The sequence below is a fragment of the Streptomyces sp. NPDC101237 genome (assembly GCF_044767465.1).
Taxonomy (GTDB): domain Bacteria; phylum Actinomycetota; class Actinomycetes; order Streptomycetales; family Streptomycetaceae; genus Streptomyces; species Streptomyces gramineus.
Map to the genome: position 1 here is coordinate 462,710 of NZ_JBIWNY010000002.1, position 17,493 is coordinate 480,202.

Annotated in this window: 18 protein-coding genes; 5 read left to right on the plus strand and 13 right to left on the minus strand. The window is 73.2% G+C overall.

The window, feature by feature from the left end:
• The first annotated feature begins 30 nt into the window (after positions 1–30).
• Complete coding sequence (locus tag ACIRQ9_RS05185) at positions 31–384, plus strand: ATP-binding protein (RefSeq protein WP_404167277.1); 354 nt, start codon at positions 31–33, stop codon at positions 382–384.
• 86 nt (positions 385–470) lie between these two features.
• Here the strand turns inward: ACIRQ9_RS05185 and ACIRQ9_RS05190 are convergent, their stop codons facing one another.
• The 5 genes from ACIRQ9_RS05190 to afsQ1 all read right to left on the minus strand — a co-directional run bounded on the left by ACIRQ9_RS05190 (position 471) and on the right by afsQ1 (position 4,350).
• Complete coding sequence (locus ACIRQ9_RS05190) at positions 471–668, minus strand: PspC domain-containing protein (protein ID WP_132891288.1); 198 nt, start codon at positions 666–668, stop codon at positions 471–473.
• 110 nt (positions 669–778) lie between these two features.
• Positions 779–1,330 (minus strand): VanZ family protein, encoded by a 552-nt coding sequence (locus tag ACIRQ9_RS05195; RefSeq protein WP_404167279.1) that lies wholly within the window; start codon positions 1,328–1,330, stop codon positions 779–781.
• Between the two features lie 178 nt (positions 1,331–1,508).
• Positions 1,509–2,111, minus strand: a complete 603-nt coding sequence (locus ACIRQ9_RS05200; RefSeq protein ID WP_404167281.1) for a hypothetical protein — start codon at positions 2,109–2,111, stop codon at positions 1,509–1,511.
• Positions 2,111–3,676 carry an ATP-binding protein gene (locus ACIRQ9_RS05205; protein WP_404167283.1) on the minus strand — a complete coding sequence of 522 codons (1,566 nt, stop codon included), beginning with the start codon at positions 3,674–3,676 and terminating at the stop codon, positions 2,111–2,113. Before ACIRQ9_RS05205 ends, ACIRQ9_RS05200 begins: the two co-directional genes overlap by 1 nt.
• On the minus strand, positions 3,673–4,350 hold the full coding sequence (gene afsQ1, locus ACIRQ9_RS05210) for a two-component system response regulator AfsQ1 (protein WP_177232965.1): 678 nt from the start codon (positions 4,348–4,350) through the stop codon (positions 3,673–3,675). Before afsQ1 ends, ACIRQ9_RS05205 begins: the two co-directional genes overlap by 4 nt.
• Positions 4,351–4,590: 240 nt before the next feature.
• Between afsQ1 and ACIRQ9_RS05215 the strand changes: the two genes are divergently transcribed.
• Positions 4,591–5,364, plus strand: coding sequence for a SigE family RNA polymerase sigma factor (locus tag ACIRQ9_RS05215; protein WP_404167285.1), 774 nt, complete (start codon positions 4,591–4,593; stop codon positions 5,362–5,364).
• Positions 5,365–5,595: 231 nt separating this feature from the next.
• Here the strand turns inward: ACIRQ9_RS05215 and ACIRQ9_RS05220 are convergent, their stop codons facing one another.
• Positions 5,596–6,231, minus strand: a complete 636-nt coding sequence (locus ACIRQ9_RS05220; protein WP_404167287.1) for a uridine kinase — start codon at positions 6,229–6,231, stop codon at positions 5,596–5,598.
• Between the two features lie 127 nt (positions 6,232–6,358).
• Between ACIRQ9_RS05220 and ACIRQ9_RS05225 the strand changes: the two genes are divergently transcribed.
• Positions 6,359–6,766, plus strand: a complete 408-nt coding sequence (locus ACIRQ9_RS05225) for a hypothetical protein (protein WP_404167289.1) — start codon at positions 6,359–6,361, stop codon at positions 6,764–6,766.
• Positions 6,767–6,842: 76 nt separating this feature from the next.
• Here ACIRQ9_RS05225 and ACIRQ9_RS05230 read toward each other — a convergent pair whose 3' ends face one another.
• From ACIRQ9_RS05230 to deoC, 3 genes are read right to left on the minus strand one after another with little or no spacing between them, the layout of a single operon-like run.
• Entirely contained in the window at positions 6,843–7,739 is an 897-nt protein-coding gene (locus tag ACIRQ9_RS05230; protein ID WP_404167291.1) for an aldehyde dehydrogenase family protein, read from the minus strand.
• Positions 7,732–9,168 carry an aldehyde dehydrogenase family protein gene (locus ACIRQ9_RS05235; protein WP_404167293.1) on the minus strand — a complete coding sequence of 479 codons (1,437 nt, stop codon included), beginning with the start codon at positions 9,166–9,168 and terminating at the stop codon, positions 7,732–7,734. Before ACIRQ9_RS05235 ends, ACIRQ9_RS05230 begins: the two co-directional genes overlap by 8 nt.
• Positions 9,169–9,188: 20 nt before the next feature.
• Positions 9,189–10,139 carry a deoxyribose-phosphate aldolase gene (gene deoC / locus ACIRQ9_RS05240; RefSeq protein ID WP_404167536.1) on the minus strand — a complete coding sequence of 317 codons (951 nt, stop codon included), beginning with the start codon at positions 10,137–10,139 and terminating at the stop codon, positions 9,189–9,191.
• A 169-nt stretch (positions 10,140–10,308) separates the two neighbouring features.
• Here deoC and ACIRQ9_RS05245 point away from each other — a divergent pair, with 169 nt between their 5' ends.
• A complete protein-coding gene (locus ACIRQ9_RS05245) occupies positions 10,309–11,001 on the plus strand; it encodes a PH domain-containing protein (protein WP_404167295.1) in 693 nt (230 codons plus the stop codon).
• Between the two features lie 163 nt (positions 11,002–11,164).
• On the opposite strand, the gene ACIRQ9_RS05250 is transcribed toward ACIRQ9_RS05245, so the two are convergent.
• The 4 genes from ACIRQ9_RS05250 to ACIRQ9_RS05265 all read right to left on the minus strand — a co-directional run bounded on the left by ACIRQ9_RS05250 (position 11,165) and on the right by ACIRQ9_RS05265 (position 15,823).
• On the minus strand, positions 11,165–12,349 hold the full coding sequence (locus ACIRQ9_RS05250) for a hypothetical protein (RefSeq protein WP_404167297.1): 1,185 nt from the start codon (positions 12,347–12,349) through the stop codon (positions 11,165–11,167).
• Between the two features lie 184 nt (positions 12,350–12,533).
• Entirely contained in the window at positions 12,534–14,165 is a 1,632-nt protein-coding gene (locus tag ACIRQ9_RS05255; RefSeq protein ID WP_404167299.1) for a phospho-sugar mutase, read from the minus strand.
• 249 nt (positions 14,166–14,414) lie between these two features.
• Positions 14,415–15,239, minus strand: a complete 825-nt coding sequence (locus ACIRQ9_RS05260) for a purine-nucleoside phosphorylase (protein WP_404167301.1) — start codon at positions 15,237–15,239, stop codon at positions 14,415–14,417.
• Between the two features lie 143 nt (positions 15,240–15,382).
• Positions 15,383–15,823, minus strand: a complete 441-nt coding sequence (locus tag ACIRQ9_RS05265; protein ID WP_404167303.1) for a gamma-glutamylcyclotransferase — start codon at positions 15,821–15,823, stop codon at positions 15,383–15,385.
• 96 nt (positions 15,824–15,919) lie between these two features.
• Between ACIRQ9_RS05265 and ACIRQ9_RS05270 the strand changes: the two genes are divergently transcribed.
• Positions 15,920–17,368, plus strand: a complete 1,449-nt coding sequence (locus ACIRQ9_RS05270; protein WP_404167305.1) for an NAD(P)H-quinone dehydrogenase — start codon at positions 15,920–15,922, stop codon at positions 17,366–17,368.
• The last annotated feature ends 125 nt before the right edge of the window (positions 17,369–17,493 follow it).

Consider the following 17,493-nt stretch of genomic DNA (forward strand, 5'->3'; position numbering starts at 1 on the left):
CCGTCGCCGTATTCCAAGGACGCATCAACGATGAAGCAGTCTGCTGCCAAGACCCTCGGTGTCGCCGCGCTCGGCGCCGCCTTCGCCGCCGCCGGCGCCGGTGCGGCCAACGCGGCCCCGGCCGTCCCGGACTCCTCGCAGGCCCTGGACACCGTCACCAGGACGCTGCCGGCCGAGAACGTCGCCAAGGCCCTGCCGGGCGCCGGCGAGGCTCTCACGCAGGGGCGGACCGCTCTCTCCGCCGGTCTCGCCGCCGCCCAGCCGGCCGCCCGGCAGGTCCTCGCCGCGGGCCCGACCAAGCCCGTCGCCGGTCTCCTCGGCGGCCTGCCCGTCCAGGGCATGCCCACCCACGGGCTGCCGGTGAACGGGATCCCGATCGGCTGACCCCTTCCCCCAGGGCCGGTCGGCAACGCCGTCGGGGCGCACCGGAACACTCCGGTGCGCCCCGACGGCGTCGCCGTGCCCGGCCGTCACCAGGCGGTGGCCTTCTCCTCCGAGGGGAGGAGGATCCACAGCGCGATGTAGAGCAGGAACTGCGGTCCGGGCAGCAGGCAGGACAGCAGGAAGACGACCCGCATGGTGGTCGCGGAGGTGCCGAAGCGGCGGGCCAGCGCGGCGCACACTCCGCCGATCATGCGGCCATGGGTGGGGCGGGCGAGGCTGGACATCCGCGTCTCCTTCGTGACGGTCCGGTGCGGTGGGCGACCGGTTCGAGGCGGCCCCTGCGGCCCCTCGTCCACTTCAAAGGTACGGAGACGAACCGGGTCGAAGCGTCGCTCTACGGAGCGATCCCGACCCTGGGAATCGTCGGGGTACGACCCTGAGCCGCGTCCTCCTGGGGAAGGGCCGGGTGCCGGCGCCGGGCACCGCGCCGGCGGAACCGCGCGCGGGCCGCCGGGACCACCGCCAGATGCGCGAGGACCACACCGGCCGTGTTCAGCAGGACCGAGTCGACGTCCACCACCCGCCCCGGCACGCCGGTCTGCAGCAGGGCGATGCCGAGCGAGAGCAGCGCGGCCGCGGTCGCCGTACGGACCAGGGAGGCGAGCGGCGAGACACGGAGCCGGCCGTGGACCGCCGGGAGCAGCACGCCCAGCGGCGCGAGCAGCGCGAGGCCCTCGCCGATCCGGTGGGCCGCCTCGCGCGGGCCCAGCGCCAGGTCGGCGCGGATCCCGGCGAACGGGTGCAGGTTGGGGGGCATCACCCACGGCACGTCCAGGGGCCGCAGCATCAGCCAGGCGACGAACGCGAGATGGGCGACGAGGAGGACACCCCCTGTCACACGGACGCGGATCGCGGCGTTGTTGCCGATGGAGCCTTGACGCTGCACGCCCCCCAAGACGCCCGCGCGCACACGAACGGTTCCGGATACGGGAGTGAGGCCTCGGACACAGGCCGGTCAGGACGCGCGCCCCGCGAGGGGCGCGGGGAACCGGACGGCAGGCCCCCACCGCCCCGCCCCCGCCGTGCGGCGCCCGGGGCAACGCCAGGCGCCGCGGCGCCGCCCCTCAGCCGGAAGGAACATCCCCGGACGGCGGCCGGTTCCCGCTCGGCGCGTTGCGCACCGCGTCCGTGCACTCGTACCGCAGCAGCGGCTCGCGCCCGGGGCCGCCGAGGATCACCGAGCCGTCGCCCTCGGCCGCCGCCGAGTCGGAGAGCGTGCACACGATCTGGCCCAGCGCGTACGAGGTCAGCTGGGCCGGCGGCGTGCTCAGCCGCAGCGTGTCCTCCGGATCCCCGGGCCGGGGCCCGACGACCGACATCCCGCCGCGCACGTACGTCGTGTAGCCCGCCGCCTTCTCGGGCGCGGTGGGCGTCTCCGCGAGCTGGTCGAGGAGCCCCTGGGCGACGATCACCCGCCGCTGCGCGTCCGCCGTGCCCTCCGGCACCAGCACCTCCCGGTCCACGGTCACCAGCGAGGACCCGCACAGCAGGAACACCTGCACCGGCACTCCGCGCGCGGACTGCGCCGGCAGGTCCGGCTGGGTCATCGAGCACGGCACCCGCGAGGGCGCACCGCCGAAGTCGGTCGGCACCTCGGTGGCCCGGATCCCGCACCCGCCGAGCGCCAGCACCAGCCCGGCGGCCCCCAGGAGTCTTCGTACGTGCATCAGGCGTCCTTCTCCGCGGCGTCCTGGCTCTGTGCGGTCAGCGTCGAGGCGTCCCGCGGCAGCCGCAGGGTGAACACCGCGCCGCCCTCGGGGGAGTTGGCGGCGGTGATCGAACCGCCGTGGATCCGGGCGTTCTCCGTCGCGATGGACAGGCCCAGGCCGCTGCCCTCGGAGCGCGGCCGGGAGGCGCTCGCCTTGTAGAACCGGTCGAAGACGTGCGGCAGCACGTCCTCGGGGATGCCAGGACCGTGGTCGCGCACGGCGATCACCAGGTCACCGCCCTCCTCCTGGTCCATCCGCACCGACACCCGGACCGGCGAACCGCCGTGCTTGAGCGCGTTGCCGATCAGGTTGGCGAGGATCACGTCGAGGCGGCGCGGGTCGAGGCGGGCGTGGATGCCGCGCTCGGCGTCCAGGTCGACCGCGTCCAGCCAGGCCCGCGCGTCGATGCACGCGGTGATCTGGTCGGCGATGTCGACGTCGTCCAGGACCAGCCGGGCCGTGCCGGCGTCGAAGCGGGTGACCTCCATCAGGTTCTCGACGAGGTCGTTCAGGCGGCGCGTCTCGCTGACGACCAGCCGGACGGCGGGCTCGATCATCGGGTCCACCGACCCGGACTCCGCCTCCAGTTCCTCCTCCAGGATCTCCGTCACGGCGGTGATCGCGGTCAGCGGCGTCCGCAGTTCGTGGCTCATGTCGGCGACGAACCGGCGCGAGGCGTCGTCCCGCGCGGCCATGTCGTCGACCCGTTTCTCCAGCGCCTCGGCCGCGTCGTTGAACGTCCGTGACAGATCGGCGAGTTCGTCCGTGCCGGACACCCGCAGCCGGGTGTCCAGCTTGCCCTCGCCGAGCCGCCGGGCCGCGACGCCCAGCCGGTGCACCGGCTTCAGGACGGTCGTCGCGGCGGCCTGCGCGAGCAGCGCCGAACCGATGAGCGCGAGCCCGGTGGCGATGCCCAGCGACCACGCCAGCGAGTTGAGGTCCTTCGCCTCCGGCTCCAGCGACTTCATCATGTAGCCGGTCGGGCCGCCGCCGATCAGCCGTGTCCCGGCCACCAGGTACGGCGTGCCGTGGTCGACGACCCGCTGCCAGTACAGGTGGTAGGCCGACCTGTCGGAGTCGGTCGGCTTCTGCTGCTTGTCGACGGCGTGCCGCAGCGAACGGGGCACGCCGTCGAGCGCGAACGCGCTCAGCCCGTCCGAACTGCCGTACACCGTCTTGCCGTCGGGGTCCTGGCCGACCAGTAACACGCTGAACCGCTGGCTGCTGCCCGCCATCTGCCCGGCCGTGCGCTGGAGTTCGTCCTGGGTGGGATGGACGGGCAGCGCGCCGGCCCGGTTCTGCATCTCCTGCCGGAAGTCGCGCAGCACCGCGTCCTGGGTGCGGGTGAGCACGGCCTCGCGGTTCAGCCAGTACGCGATGCCGGACGCGGACACGGCCGCGGTCAGCGCGACCAGCCCGAAGACCACCACGAGCCGCAGCCGCAGGCTGGTGAAGCGCAGCCGGGACACGGCCCCCTTGCGATCCGCGGCCCAGCCGCGGAAACCCCCTTGCCGGTCCGTCACTGAGGGGCGTCCAGGCGGTAGCCGACACCACGGACGGTACGGATCAGGGTCGGTGAGGAGGGCACGTCCTCCACCTTGGCGCGCAGCCGCTGCACGCAGGCGTCCACGAGCCGCGAGTCACCGAGGTAGTCGTGCTCCCAGACCAGCCGCAGCAACTGCTGCCGGGACAGCGCCTGCCCCGGCCGCCGGCTCAGTTCGAGCAGCAGCCGCAGCTCGGTCGGCGTCAGCTGGAGGTCCTCGCCGTTCTTCGTCACGGTCATCGCCGACCGGTCGATGACGACGTTGCCGAAGGTCGCCGAGTCGGTGGACTCCCGTTCCCCGCGGCGCAGCACGGCCCGGATCCGGGCGTCGAGCACCCGGCCCTGGACGGGTTTGACGACGTAGTCGTCGGCGCCGGACTCCAGCCCGACCACCACGTCGATGTCGTCGCTGCGCGCGGTCAGCAGGATGATCGGCAACTGGTCCGTGCGCCGGATCCGCCGGCACACCTCGAACCCGTCGATGCCGGGCAGCATGACGTCGAGGACGATCAGATCGGGCCGCTGCTCGCGCAACAGCTTCAGACCGTCCTCACCGGTCGCAGCGGTGGCCACCCGGTGCCCCTGGCGCGTCAGTGAGAGCTCCAGGGCCGTACGGATGGCGTCGTCGTCCTCGATCAGCAACAGGGAAGGCACGGGCTCATTCTGGCCCATGAGAGGCCTGTCGTACGACCTGTGCGGCTGGTAGCCGTCCGCGAACCGCCCCGCACCACCACCTGTGCATCACGTGTGGACGCTCTGTGCCGGATCCCTGTGACAGGTCTGTGACAGTCGGCGGATACGGCCGTGAAGGTGACCCGGCAGAGTTCTCGGCACGGGCAAGCGAGACCGCCCGGGCAAGCCGAACTACCGGAAGTCCACGACGGGGGGCGCGAGATGAACACGCTGATCGGTCACAGCACCAGCGCAGTGATCACGCGTCTGCACGACGTGCACCGGGGTTCCGAGAAGTCCGGTACGGAGGGGGGTCCCTCCCGCGCGAGCGGATTCGAGCGTGGGGGAGGGCGGGGGTGCGCTCGCGGCACCGGGCGTCAGCACACCGGTTACATGACGGTGGTCGAGGGCCTCACGGGGGAGGCCCACGGGGGATCCGCGTACGGGGAGGACACGGGGGAACAGCGTTCGCTGACCGAGGCGGAGTTCACCGCTTACGTCCAGGAGCGCCGCGCCTCCCTGTACGCGACCGCCTACCACCTGACCGGTGACCGCTTCGAGGCCGAGGACCTGCTGCAGAGCGCGCTGTTCTCGACGTACCGGGCCTGGGACCGGATCAGCGACAAGGCCGCCGTCGGCGGCTACCTGCGGCGCACGATGACCAACCTGCACATCAGCGCCTGGCGGCGCCGCAAGCTCAACGAGTACCCGACCGAGGAACTGCCGGAGACGCCCGGCGACACGGACGCGATGAGCGGCACCGAGCTGCGCGCGGTCCTGTGGCAGGCGCTGGCCCGGCTGCCCGAACTCCAGCGCACCATGCTGGTCCTGCGCTACTACGAGGGCCGCACGGACCCGGAGATCGCGGAGATCCTCGACATCAGTGTCGGCACGGTGAAGTCCAGCATCTGGCGGTCGCTCCGCCGGCTGCGCGAGGACGAGGTCCTCAGCTTCGGCCGTGACGAGGAGGACGCCTTCGGGGAGCTCGTCGCCTGAAGGTGAAGGGATCCGGGGGGATCCCGACGGGGAGGGCCCGGGGGGACTCACGGGGGACGCGAGTCGGGGCCCAGGGGGAGAGCGAGTCCGGGGGGACTCGCGGGGGAAAGCACGGGGGAGTTCCGCCACGGGGGACACGGGGGTGTTCGGCGGAGCGAAGGGGAGCGGGACCGGAGGGCCGGGGGGTCCGTCCGGTCCCGCTTCTTCGTCTCGTGCGCGGGTGCCGCGCGGTCAGGCCGCGGCCCGGTCCCGGGAATGGCGGTCCACCGCTGCCGCCGCCAGCCGGCCCAGCGCCTCGTCCCGGTCGCACGAGTGGGCGCCCAGGGACACCTGGCGGGCCACGATCGCCCGCTCCGCGCGCATCAGCCGCCAGCCGCGGCGCAGCAGGAACGGCACCGACTTGCGGCCCTCCCTGAGGTCGCGCAGGAAGCGCCGCCGGAAGGTCCGCACCGGCCCCCGGTTCAGGCAGAGCGCGTCGGCCAGCAGGCCCAGTTCCCGGCAGCGCTCCACTATCTCGGCGGCGAAGATGCCCTCCGCGATGAACAGCGGGGTACGGCCGATGTGCAGCGCTTCCTCACCGGTGCGGGCGCTCAGCGAGATGTCGTACACCGGGACCGGCGTCGAACCCGTGGCGCAGAGGCGGGCGATGGCCTCGACGGCGATCTCCGCGTCCCAGGACCCGGGGTGGTCCCAGTCGATGTCCGAACTCTCCGCCACCAGCGGCAGCGTCGGATCGTCGCCCTCCTTGTAGAAGTCGTCGAGGCGCAGCACGGGCAGCCCGGAGCGGGCGGCGACGAGGGACTTGCCGGAGCCGGAGGGGCCGCACAGCAGCACGACACGGGCGGGGGACGGCGGATGAATGCTCACGGAACACCAGTTTGACGCATGGGGCGCCCGCTGCCGACCCCGCGGGTCGGCTTTGGAGCGTGACTCACACCTCAACTACCCTGAGTCCCCATCCGCTTACCCTGAGCACTTGAAGGTGGCACCAGTCATGGCCCGAACCGCGTCCTCCCCGCATCCGACCGCTCAGCGCGCCCTGGTCGCCCTCGCCACGGCGGGAGTCGCGCTCGGCGCGGGCGCCGCGACGGCCGCCGCGGACACCCAGCACGTGACGGAACCCCTGGCGCGGTCCGCGCCGGCCGGGCTCGGCCACGCCGACCCGGGCTCGGGTCTCCAGGCGCTGGGGGGCGCCCTGCCCTACGTCACGGGGGCGGTGACCGGGCTGAAGCCCAACCCGCTGGCGGGCACGGGTGTCGACCCGCTGGACAACGGGCTGGGGACGCAGGTGGCCGACTTCCGGCCGGTGTCGTCGAGGATGCTGACCGGGCCGGTGGCGCAGGCGTCGTCGGTCGGGTCGCTGCCGGTGCTGGGGCAGGTGCTGGGCACCACGGGCGGCTGACGGCCGACGGGGAACTGCGGGCCCGTGGTGGCGGTATCGCAGTTCCCCGGCCCCCGGCGGGGCGGTCCGGCCCGCCTCAGTAGGAGGAGCCGGACGCGCCCAGCGCGCCCGTCGGGTGCCAGACCGTCTTGGTCTCCAGGAACGCCGTCAGGCGCTCGGTGCCCGGGGTCGCGGTGTAATCCACAGCCTGTGGACGAAGAACCCGCTTGAGGTTGTCGGCGGCCGCGATCTCCAGCTCCCTCGCCAGCGCCTCGTCGGCGCCCGCGAGGTCGATCGCGTTGACGTCCTGGTGGGCGGCGAGCGGCGCCGCGATCTCCGCGGTGCGGCCGGACAGGACGTTGACCACGCCGCCCGGCACGTCGGAGGTGGCGAGCACCTCGGCCAGCGACAGCGCGGGCAGCGGCGCCTTCTCGCTGGCCACGACGACCGCCGTGTTGCCGGTCGCGATCACCGGCGCGACCACGGACACCAGGCCGAGGAACGACGACTCCTGCGGGGCCAGCACGGCGACCACGCCGGTCGGCTCCGGGGAGGAGAGGTTGAAGAACGGGCCCGCGACCGGGTTGCCGCCGCCGGCCACCTGGGCGATCTTGTCCGTCCAGCCCGCGTACCAGACCCAGCGGTCCACGGCCGCGTCCACGACCGCGGCGGCCTTGGACTTGCCGAGACCCTCGGCGTCAGCGACCTCGCGCACGAACTGGTCCCGGCGGCCCTCCAGCATCTCCGCGACGCGGTAGAGGACCTGGCCGCGGTTGTAGGCCGTGGCGCCGGACCAGCCGCCGAACGCCTTGCGCGCGGCGACCACAGCGTCCCGGGCGTCCTTGCGGCTCGACTGCGGCGCGTTGGCCAGCCAGTTGTGCTTGGAGTCGGTCACCTCGTACACCCGGCCGCTCTCGCTGCGGGGGAACTTGCCCCCGACGTACAGCTTGTAGGTCTTGAAGACAGACAGACGCTCGTCGGTGCGATCAGACATCGAGGTATGCCTCCAGGCCGTGGCGGCCGCCCTCGCGGCCGTAGCCCGACTCCTTGTACCCGCCGAACGGCGAGGTCGGGTCGAACTTGTTGAACGTGTTGGACCAGATCACGCCCGCGCGCAGCTTGCCGGCCACGGCGAGGATCCGCGAACCCTTCTCGGTCCAGATGCCGGCCGACAGGCCGTACTGCGTGTTGTTGGCCTTGGCGACGGCCTCGTCCGGGGTGCGGAACGTCAGGACCGACAGGACCGGGCCGAAGATCTCGTCGCGGGCGATGGTGTGCGCCTGGGTGACGTTCGTGAACAGCGTCGGGGCGAACCAGTAGCCGGAGGAGGGGAGTTCACAGGCCGGGGACCACCGCTCGGCGCCCTCGGTCTCGCCCTGCTCGACGAGCGAGGTGATCCGCGCGAGCTGCTCCGCGGAGTTGATCGCGCCGATGTCGGTGTTCTTGTCCAGCGGGTCGCCGAGGCGGAGCGTGGACAGGCGGCGCTTGAGGGAGTCGAGCAGCTCGTCGTGGATCGACTCCTGGACCAGGAGCCGGGAGCCCGCGCAGCAGACCTGGCCCTGGTTGAAGAAGATGCCGGTGACGATGCCCTCGACGGCCTGGTCGATCGGCGCGTCGTCGAAGACGATGTTCGCGCCCTTGCCTCCCAGTTCGAGGGTGAGCTTCTTGCGGCTGCCCGCGACCGTGCGCGCGATCTCCTTGCCGACGGCGGTGGAGCCGGTGAAGGCGACCTTGTTCACGTCCGGGTGGGCGACGAGCGCGGCGCCCGCGTCGCCGTAGCCGGGCAGGATGTTGACGACGCCCCTGGGCAGGCCCGCCTGGCGGCAGATGTCCGCGAAGAAGAGCGCGGACAGCGGAGTCGTCTCGGCGGGCTTGAGGACCACCGTGTTGCCGGTGGCGAGCGCCGGGGCGATCTTCCACGCCAGCATCAGCAGCGGGAAGTTCCAGGGGATGACCTGGCCGGCGACGCCCAGCGGACGCGGGTTCGCGCCGTAGCCGGCGTGGTCCAGCTTGTCGGCCCAGCCCGCGTAGTAGAAGAAGTGCGCGGCGACCAGCGGGAGGTCCGCGTCGCGGGTCTCCTTGATCGGCTTGCCGTTGTCCAGCGTCTCCAGGACGGCCAGCTCGCGGCTGCGCTCCTGGATGATGCGGGCGATGCGGAAGAGGTACTTGGCGCGCTCCGAGCCCGGCAGCGCGGACCACTTCTCGAACGCCTTGCGGGCGGCCAGGACGGCCCGGTCGACGTCCTCGGCGCCGGCCCGCGCGACCTCGGACAGCACCTCCTCGGTGCTGGGGCTGACCGTCTTGAAGACCTTCCCGTCGGCGGCGTCGGTGAACTCGCCGTCGATGAAGAGGCCGTAGGACGGGGCGATGTCGACGACGGAGCGGGACTCGGGCGCCGGGGCGTACTCGAATGCGGTGGTCATCTTTTCCTTGGCCATGGTGATCAGTCCACCGTCACGTAGTCGGGGCCGGAGTAGCGGCCGGTGGCCAGCTTCTGACGCTGCATCAGCAGATCGTTCAGGAGCGAGGAGGCGCCGAACCGGAACCAGTGGTTGTCCAGCCAGTCCGTGCCCGCCGTCTCGTTCACCAGGACGAGGAACTTGATCGCGTCCTTGCTGGTGCGGATGCCGCCGGCCGGCTTGACGCCGACCTGGACACCGGTCTGCGCGCGGAAGTCGCGCACGGCCTCCAGCATGAGCAGGGTGTTCGCCGGGGTCGCGTTCACCGCGACCTTGCCGGTGGAGGTCTTGATGAAGTCGGCGCCCGCGAGCATGCCGAGCCAGGAGGCCCGGCGGATGTTGTCGTACGTCGACAGCTCGCCGGTCTCGAAGATGACCTTGAGCCGGGCGGCGCCCGAGGCCTCCTTCACGGCGACGATCTCCTCGTGCACCTTGCCGTAGTTCCCCGCGAGGAACGCCCCGCGGTCGATGACCATGTCGATCTCGTCGGCGCCCGCGGCCACGGCGTCCCGCACGTCGGCGAGCTTGACCGGCAGCGCGGCGCGGCCCGCCGGGAACGCGGTGGCGACCGAGGCGACCTTGACGGACGAGCCGGCGACGGCCTCCTTCGCGGTGGCCACCATGTCGGGATAGACGCAGACGGCGGCCGTGGCGGGGGTCGTCCGGTCCGTCGGGTCCGGGTGGACCGCCTTGGCGCCGAGCGCCCGGACCTTGCCCGGGGTGTCCGCGCCTTCCAGCGTCGTCAGGTCGACCATCGAGATGGCGAGGTCGATGGCGTACGCCTTCGCGGTGGTCTTGATGGAGCGGGTGCCGAGGGAGGCGGCGCGCGCCTCCAGGCCGACCGCGTCGACGCCGGGCAGCCCGTGGAGGAAGCGGCGCAGCGTGCTGTCGGACGCGGTGACGTCAGCAAGTGCGTGGGGTGCGGTGGTGGGCATGGTCACCACCCGAGCATATCTACGCGCGTAGCGGCTGTACACCCCGAGGGCGCGGTTCTTCTCCACGCGGCGGGGCGCGCGCCGCGCGGCGGGCCCCCGCGGGCCGGGCCCGCGCACCGGACGCCCACCCCACGGCGGCCCGGCGCGCACCTGAGGCACAATCGGCGGCATGACCTCGCCCCTCGTCAAGGACCGCATCTACCGCTCGCCCCAGGCGCTGGCCGGTGGCGTGCTCCTGCTCGGCATCATCGGCTGGCTCGGGATCGACGCGTTGATCCGGGGCAACGGCCGCACGCCCTGGCTCGCCCTGGCCCTCATGATCCTGATCGTGCCGCTGGTGGTGGCCTTCACGCTGCGCCCGGCGGTGTTCGCGGGCGACGACCGGCTGCGGATCCGCAACCCGTTCCGCGTCATCACGCTGCCGTGGGGAGAGATCGAGGTCCTGCGCTCGGGCTACTCGAACGAGGTGATCGTCACGTCGGGCGCGAAGTACCAGCTGTGGGCGATCCCGGTCTCGCTGCGCGGCCGCAAGAGGGCGGCGGGCCGGCAGGCGAAGGCGCAGGCCAGGGCGGCGTCGGACGCGCGGCGCGGCCGGACGGAGCCCAGCGGGGGCGGCTACGGCGGCTTCGGCGGCTTCGGCCTGGGCGGCGGCGCGTCCCGTGGCCTGCACGAGCCCGCCGAGGCGTCGGGCCCGGCGCGCGCGGTCACCGACAAGGTCATGGACGACCTGCGGGAGACGCTGGAGAACCGGGCGAAGGCCGAGTCCGCGCAGGGCGAGATCACGGTGCGCTGGGCGTACGAGGTGGCCGCACCCGCGATCGCCGGTGCCGTCCTCCTGGCGATCCTGCTGGCGACGGGCTGAGCGCGCCGCCGTTCCCCGGGCGGTCACCGGACGGGGGCCGAGCCCGTTCCGGGTCCGCCCGCCGGTGCGGTGCGGGGCGGTGCGGGGTCGGCCGGTGCGGGGCAGGGCGGTGCGGGAGACGGCTGACGGTCCGGTCGGCAGGCCGCGGGCCGGCGCCGCTCGCTCACGGCGCGCTCGGCCACACCAGCAGCATGTACGCACCGCAGTACGCCGACCCGGCCACCGCCGCCGCCAGCACGAGCACCCGCGACCGCCGGGACGCGCGGGCCAGCCACCCGGCGACGGGCAGCAGCAGCGGGAAGCCGGGCAGGAGGAAACGGGCCCGCGGGAAGTACACGCCCCCGCTGGCCACCACGATCACCAGCAGGACCGCGCCGTACACCAGCAGCGGCACCGGCTGCCGGTCCGCGACCGCGAGCCCGAACAGGACGACGGACGCCAGCACGGTCAGGCTCACCACCACCAGGAACAGCTCCGGCCGCGGCACCTGCCCGAACAGGTGCCGCAGCCACCGCACGGTCTCCGCGCCGCCGTCCAGCTCGTTGTGCCACATCCGCTGCACCGCGAAGTAGCCGTCCCAGCGGCCGAGCCTGAGCCCCACCCACCCGACGTAGGCGCACCAGCCGAGAGGGGCCGCGAGGGCCGCCGCCAGGGCGCGGGCCGAGAAGCGGGTGCGCAGCGAGAGCAGGGCGGTGACCGTGACCGCGGCGGCCACCGCGACGCCGGTCGGTCTCGTCAGCCCGGCCAGGACCGAGCCCCACGCCGCCCACAGCCAGCGCTCGTCCAGCACCGCGTACAGCGTCCACGCGGCGAACGCCGTGAACACCGACTCGGTGTAGCCCATCCACTGGACCAGTCCCACCGGGTACGCCGCCCACAGCACCGTGAGCAGCACCCCGACCCGCCGCCCGGCCAGCCGGTCGCCCACCGCGAACACGCCCCAGGCCGCGACCAGCGACGCCACCCAGGCGATGCCCAGCCCGGTACTGGCCCGGGTGCCGGGTGTCAGCACGGCCACGGCCTTGACCAGCAGCGGGTACAGCGGGAAGAACGCGAGGTTGTTGTGGTCGAAGGCGGTCCCGAGGGTGTGCGTGTAGCCGTGGTCGGCGATCCCCAGGTACCAGCGGGAGTCCCACTGGGTGGCCAGCATCGGCCACACCCCGTGGTGCCGCCGGTGCGCCCACACGGCGAGGAACAGCAGCCCGGTGAGCCGTACGCCGAGGTACGCGGCGAGCGCCGGTGCCGCCCGGCGCAGCGCGTGCCGCGGGACGGCCGCGGCGGGCAGCAGGGGCCTTCGGGAGCCCGGGATGTGTCCGCTGGGGGCGGTGTCGGGGGCGGTCGAGGACACGGCGGCGGCTCCAGACTCCGGTACGGCGGTGGCGGGCGTTACCCGACCACCGTTTCCCGGCCGCCGGGGCAGCGCGTGGAGCCCGGGTCACCTGCCGACGGGAAATCACCCGATGGGGTGCCAAGGATCCTTGTCCGAGCCGGTGGGAGAGGCCGCGGGACGCCCGTTCGGGGCGCCCCCCGGGTCAGATGCCGGCCGCCGCCGACAGGTCCCGCTTGATCGCGGCCAGGGTCTCGGCCGCCTCGGCGCGGGCCGCCGGGAGACCGGCGTGCGCGGCCACCGGCACGACGACCTCCAGGTAGCACTTCAGCTTGGGCTCGGTGCCGCTGGGGCGGACGACGACCCGGGCACCGGTGAGCGTGTAGCGCAGGCCGTCGGTCGGCGGCAGCCGGTCCGTGCCCCGCGTCAGGTCCTCCGCGCGGGTGACGGGGAGGCCCGCGAGGGCGGTCGGGGGCTGCTCGCGGAGCCTGCGCATGGCGTCCGCGATGACGGAGAGGTCCTCGACGCGGACCGACAGCTGGTCGGTGGCGTGCAGGCCGTGCTCGACGGCGAGGTCGTCGAGGAGGTCCAGGAGGGTGCGGCCCTCCTCCTTGAGGACCGACGCCAGCTCGGTGATCAGGAGCGCGGCGGTGATGCCGTCCTTGTCGCGGACGCCCTCGGGGTCGACGCAGTAGCCGAGGGCCTCCTCGTAGCCGTAGCGCAGGCCGTCGACGCGGGCGATCCACTTGAAGCCGGTGAGGGTCTCCTCGTACGGCAGTCCCGCCTTCTCGGCGATCCGGCCGAGCAGGGAGGAGGAGACGATCGACTCGGCGAAGACGCCGGTGACGCCGCGCCGGACCAGGTGGGCGGCGAGCAGGGCGCCGACCTCGTCGCCGCGCAGCATGCGCCAGGCGTCGCCGTCCTTGACCGCCGCCGCGCAGCGGTCGGCGTCCGGGTCGTTGGCGATGACCAGGTCCGGGTCGGTGGCGCGGGCCTGCGCGAAGGACAGGTCCATCGCGCCGGGCTCCTCCGGGTTGGGGAAGGCGACGGTCGGGAAGTCCGGGTCCGGTTCGGCCTGTTCGGCGACGAGCACCGGCGCCGGGAAGCCGGCGCGGGCGAAGGCGGCGAGGAGGGTGTCCTTGCCGACGCCGTGCATGGCCGTGTAGACGGTGCGCGCGGTCCGCGGGGAGCCGGGGGCCAGGACGGCGTCCGTACGGGCCAGGTAGGCCTCCAGGACGGCGTCGTCGAGGGTCTCCCAGCCGGCGTCGGGGCGCGGGACGTCGTGGAGGGTGGTGATCGCGTCGATCTCGGCGGCGATCTCCGCGTCGGCGGGCGGGACGATCTGGGAGCCGTCGCCGAGGTAGACCTTGTAGCCGTTGTCGCGGGGCGGGTTGTGGCTGGCGGTGACCTCCACACCGGCGACCGCGCCCAGGTGCCGTACGGCGAACGCGAGGACCGGGGTGGGCAGCGGGCGGGGGAGTACGACGGCGCGCAGGCCGGCGCCCGTCATGACCGCCGCGGTGTCGCGGGCGAAGTCGGCGGACTTGTGGCGGGCGTCGTAGCCGATGACGACGGTCCCGCCGGTGTGGCCGTGCCGCTCGAGGTGGGCGGCGAGGCCGGCGGCGGCGCGGATGACGACGGCACGGTTCATGCGCATCGGGCCGGCGCCGAGTTCGCCGCGCAGGCCGGCGGTGCCGAACTGGAGGGTGCCGGCGAAGCGGTCCGCCAGCTCGGCGACGTCACCGGCGTCGATGAGCTTGGCCAGCTCCTCGCGGGTCTCCGGGTCGGGGTCCTCGGCCAGCCAGGTCCTGGCCCGGGCGATGAGATCGTCGTGCACGGTCGTCGTCCAACCTCTCGTGGTGTGCCTGCGGCGCGTCCGCGGCTTCGGTGGGGGTGCGCGGAGCGCCCGCGCGGCGGGGAGTCTCCGTCCTCGGACCGGCGGTGCGGTCTCCGGGCCGTACGGGGGGACGGGCGCCGGTCGCCGCGGGCGGGGACTCCCCGCACCGTCCCCTTCCCGCCGTGGGCGAGTGCACCGGAACAGGGGCGGAGGGGAGCTGCGCCCACGGCCACGGTGCGACCGCGGGGGTTACAGCCGGCCCAGTACCTGTGCCAGCAGTTCGCCCATGCGGGCCGCCGAGTCGCGGCCGGCCTGGAGGACCTCCTCGTGGTTGAGGGGTTCGCCGGTCATGCCGGCGGCGAGGTTCGTCACCAGGGAGATGCCCAGGACCTCGGCGCCCGCCTCACGGGCCGCGATCGCCTCGAGGACCGTCGACATGCCCACCAGGTCGGCGCCGATGGCGCGGGCCATGCGGATCTCGGCCGGGGTCTCGTAGTGCGGGCCGGGGAACTGCGCGTAGACGCCCTCTTCGAGGCTGGGGTCGATCTCCTTGCACAGGGTGCGCAGGCGGGGCGAGTACAGGTCCGTCAGGTCGACGAAGTTCGCGCCGACGATCGGGGAGGTGGCCGTCAGGTTCAGGTGATCGCTGATGAGGACCGGCTGGCCGGGCCGCATGCCCTCGCGCAGGCCGCCGCAGCCGTTGGTGAGGACGACGGTCTTGCAGCCGGCGGTGACGGCGGTGCGGACGCCGTGCGCGACGGCGGCGACGCCGCGGCCCTCGTAGTAGTGCGTGCGGCCCAGGAAGACCAGTGCGCGCTTGTCACCGAAGGAGTACGAGCGGATCTTGCCGCCGTGGCCCGCGACGACCGGCGCCGGGAAGCCCGGCAGCTCGGTGACCTGGAACTCGGCGTCGGGGGCGCCGAGGGCGTCGACCGCCGGAGCCCAGCCGGAGCCCATCACGAGGGCGACGTCGTGGGTCTCGGCGCCCGTGAGTTCGCGCAGGCGCGCGGCGGCCGCCCCGGCTGCGGCATGGGGGTCGCCCTGGATGTCGTCCGGAAGGAGAGATGCGTTCACGCGGATGAGAGTAGCCGCTTCGGGCCTACGCGCGTAGATGAGGGAGCTGACGCATGGGCGATCGTTGTCTTGTCGTTTCCAACGAGAGGTGTGACGCAGATAACCTTTGCGGTGGCTGTGGGCGGTCTGTGCGGGTTGGCGGCTCAGCAGGGCCGCTTGCGCAGTTCCATCACGTAGTCGTGCGGGGCGCCCGCGGACTCCGCCGCGTCGGCGACCTCGCCGAGGTAGCGGGCCGAGGGGAGGCCGCCCTCGTAGCCGTTGAGGACGTAGAGCCAGGCCGTCTCCTCGCCGTCCAGCGTGTGCACGCGCACGCGGGCCCGCCGGTAGATGCCCAGGCCGACGCCCTCCCACCGGTCCATGGACTCCTCGTCCATCGCCGCCAGGTCGTACAGGCCGACGAAGACCTGGGAGAGCGGGTCCTCGACGATCGTCGCCAGCGCGCCCTCCCAGCCCATCTGCTCGCCGCCGAAGGTCAGCCGCCATCCGTTCAGCCAGCCGGTGGCGCGGAGAGGGGAGTGCGGAGCGCGGCGGGACATCAGCCGTGCGTCGAGATTGCCGGCGTACGCGGCGTAGAGCGACGACATGGAGAGAGGGTACGGCAGCCGTCACGGCTGCCTCTTCCGTCCCGGGAACCACCGGGCGCCGCCCCCGGGCAATAGCACCTCGAGGGGTGCGGGACAATGGGGTACGTGACTCGGATCGTGATCATCGGTGGCGGACCCGGCGGATATGAAGCGGCGCTGGCGGCCGCGCAGCTCGGCGCGGAGGTGACCGTCGTCGACTGCGACGGTCTGGGCGGGGCGTCGGTGCTGACCGACTGCGTGCCGTCGAAGACCCTCATCGCCACGGCCGAGGTGATGACCAACTTCGACTCCTCGTACGAGGAGCTGGGGATCATCGTCGCCGACGACACCCCGCCGCTGGAGCGGGCGGCCCGGGTGGTGGGCGTCGACCTGGGCAAGGTCAACCGGCGGGTGAAGCGCCTCGCGCTGGCGCAGTCGCACGACATCACGGCCTCGGTGACCCGGGCCGGCGCCCGGGTCGTGCGCGGGCGCGGGCGGCTGGAGGGCATGCAGGCCCTGGACGGGTCGCGGAAGGTCGTGGTCACGGCCGCGGACGGCAGCGAGGAGACCCTCGTCGCGGACGCGGTGCTGATCGCGACCGGCGGCCATCCCCGCGAGCTGCCCGACGCGCAGCCGGACGGCGAGCGCATCCTGAACTGGACCCAGGTCTACGACCTCACCGAGCTGCCCGAGGAGCTCATCGTGGTCGGGTCCGGCGTGACGGGCGCCGAGTTCGCCGGCGCCTACCAGGCGCTCGGCTCCAAGGTGACGCTCGTCTCGTCCCGGGACCGCGTGCTGCCGGGTGAGGACCCGGACGCGGCCGCCGTCCTGGAGGACGTCTTCCGCCGCCGTGGCATGAACGTCATGGCGCGCTCGCGGGCCGCCGCCGTCAAGCGGGTCGGCGACCGTGTCGAGGTGACGCTCGCGGACGGCCGGGTCATCGGCGGCTCGCACTGCCTGATGGCCGTCGGCGCGATCCCCAACAGCGCCGGGCTGGGGCTGGAGGAGGCGGGCGTCAAGCTGCGCGACTCCGGGCACATCTGGACCGACAAGGTGTCCCGTACGTCGGCTCCCGGGGTGTACGCCGCCGGTGACGTGACGGGCGTCTTCGCCCTGGCGTCGGTGGCCGCCATGCAGGGCCGGATCGCCATGTACCACTTCCTGGGCGACGCGGTGGCCCCGCTGAACCTGAAGGCCGTCTCCTCCAACGTCTTCACCGACCCGGAGATCGCGACGGTCGGGTACACGCAGGCGGACGTCGACGCGGGCCGGATCGACGCCCGGGTCGTGAAGCTGCCGCTGCTGCGCAACCCCCGCGCGAAGATGCAGGGCATCCGGGACGGCTTCGTGAAGCTGTTCTGCCGGCCCGGCACCGAGATCGTGGTCGGCGGTGTGGTGGTCTCGCCGCGCGCCTCGGAGCTGATCCACCCCATCTCGATCGCCGTCGACAACAATCTGACGGTCGAACAGATCGCGAACGCGTTCACCGTGTACCCGTCTCTTTCGGGGTCGATCGCGGAGGTCGCACGGCAGCTGCACTCGCGGAAGATCGGCAGCGATCTCTGACGGCCGCGGCCGACTCCCCGCTGGTCACGGGGAGTTGTCGAGCATGCGTACGGCATAGTCGGACGGGATGACTGCTATACCACTTCCGACCCTGCCGTGCGAACAACTTCTGCTATTCGGCGCAA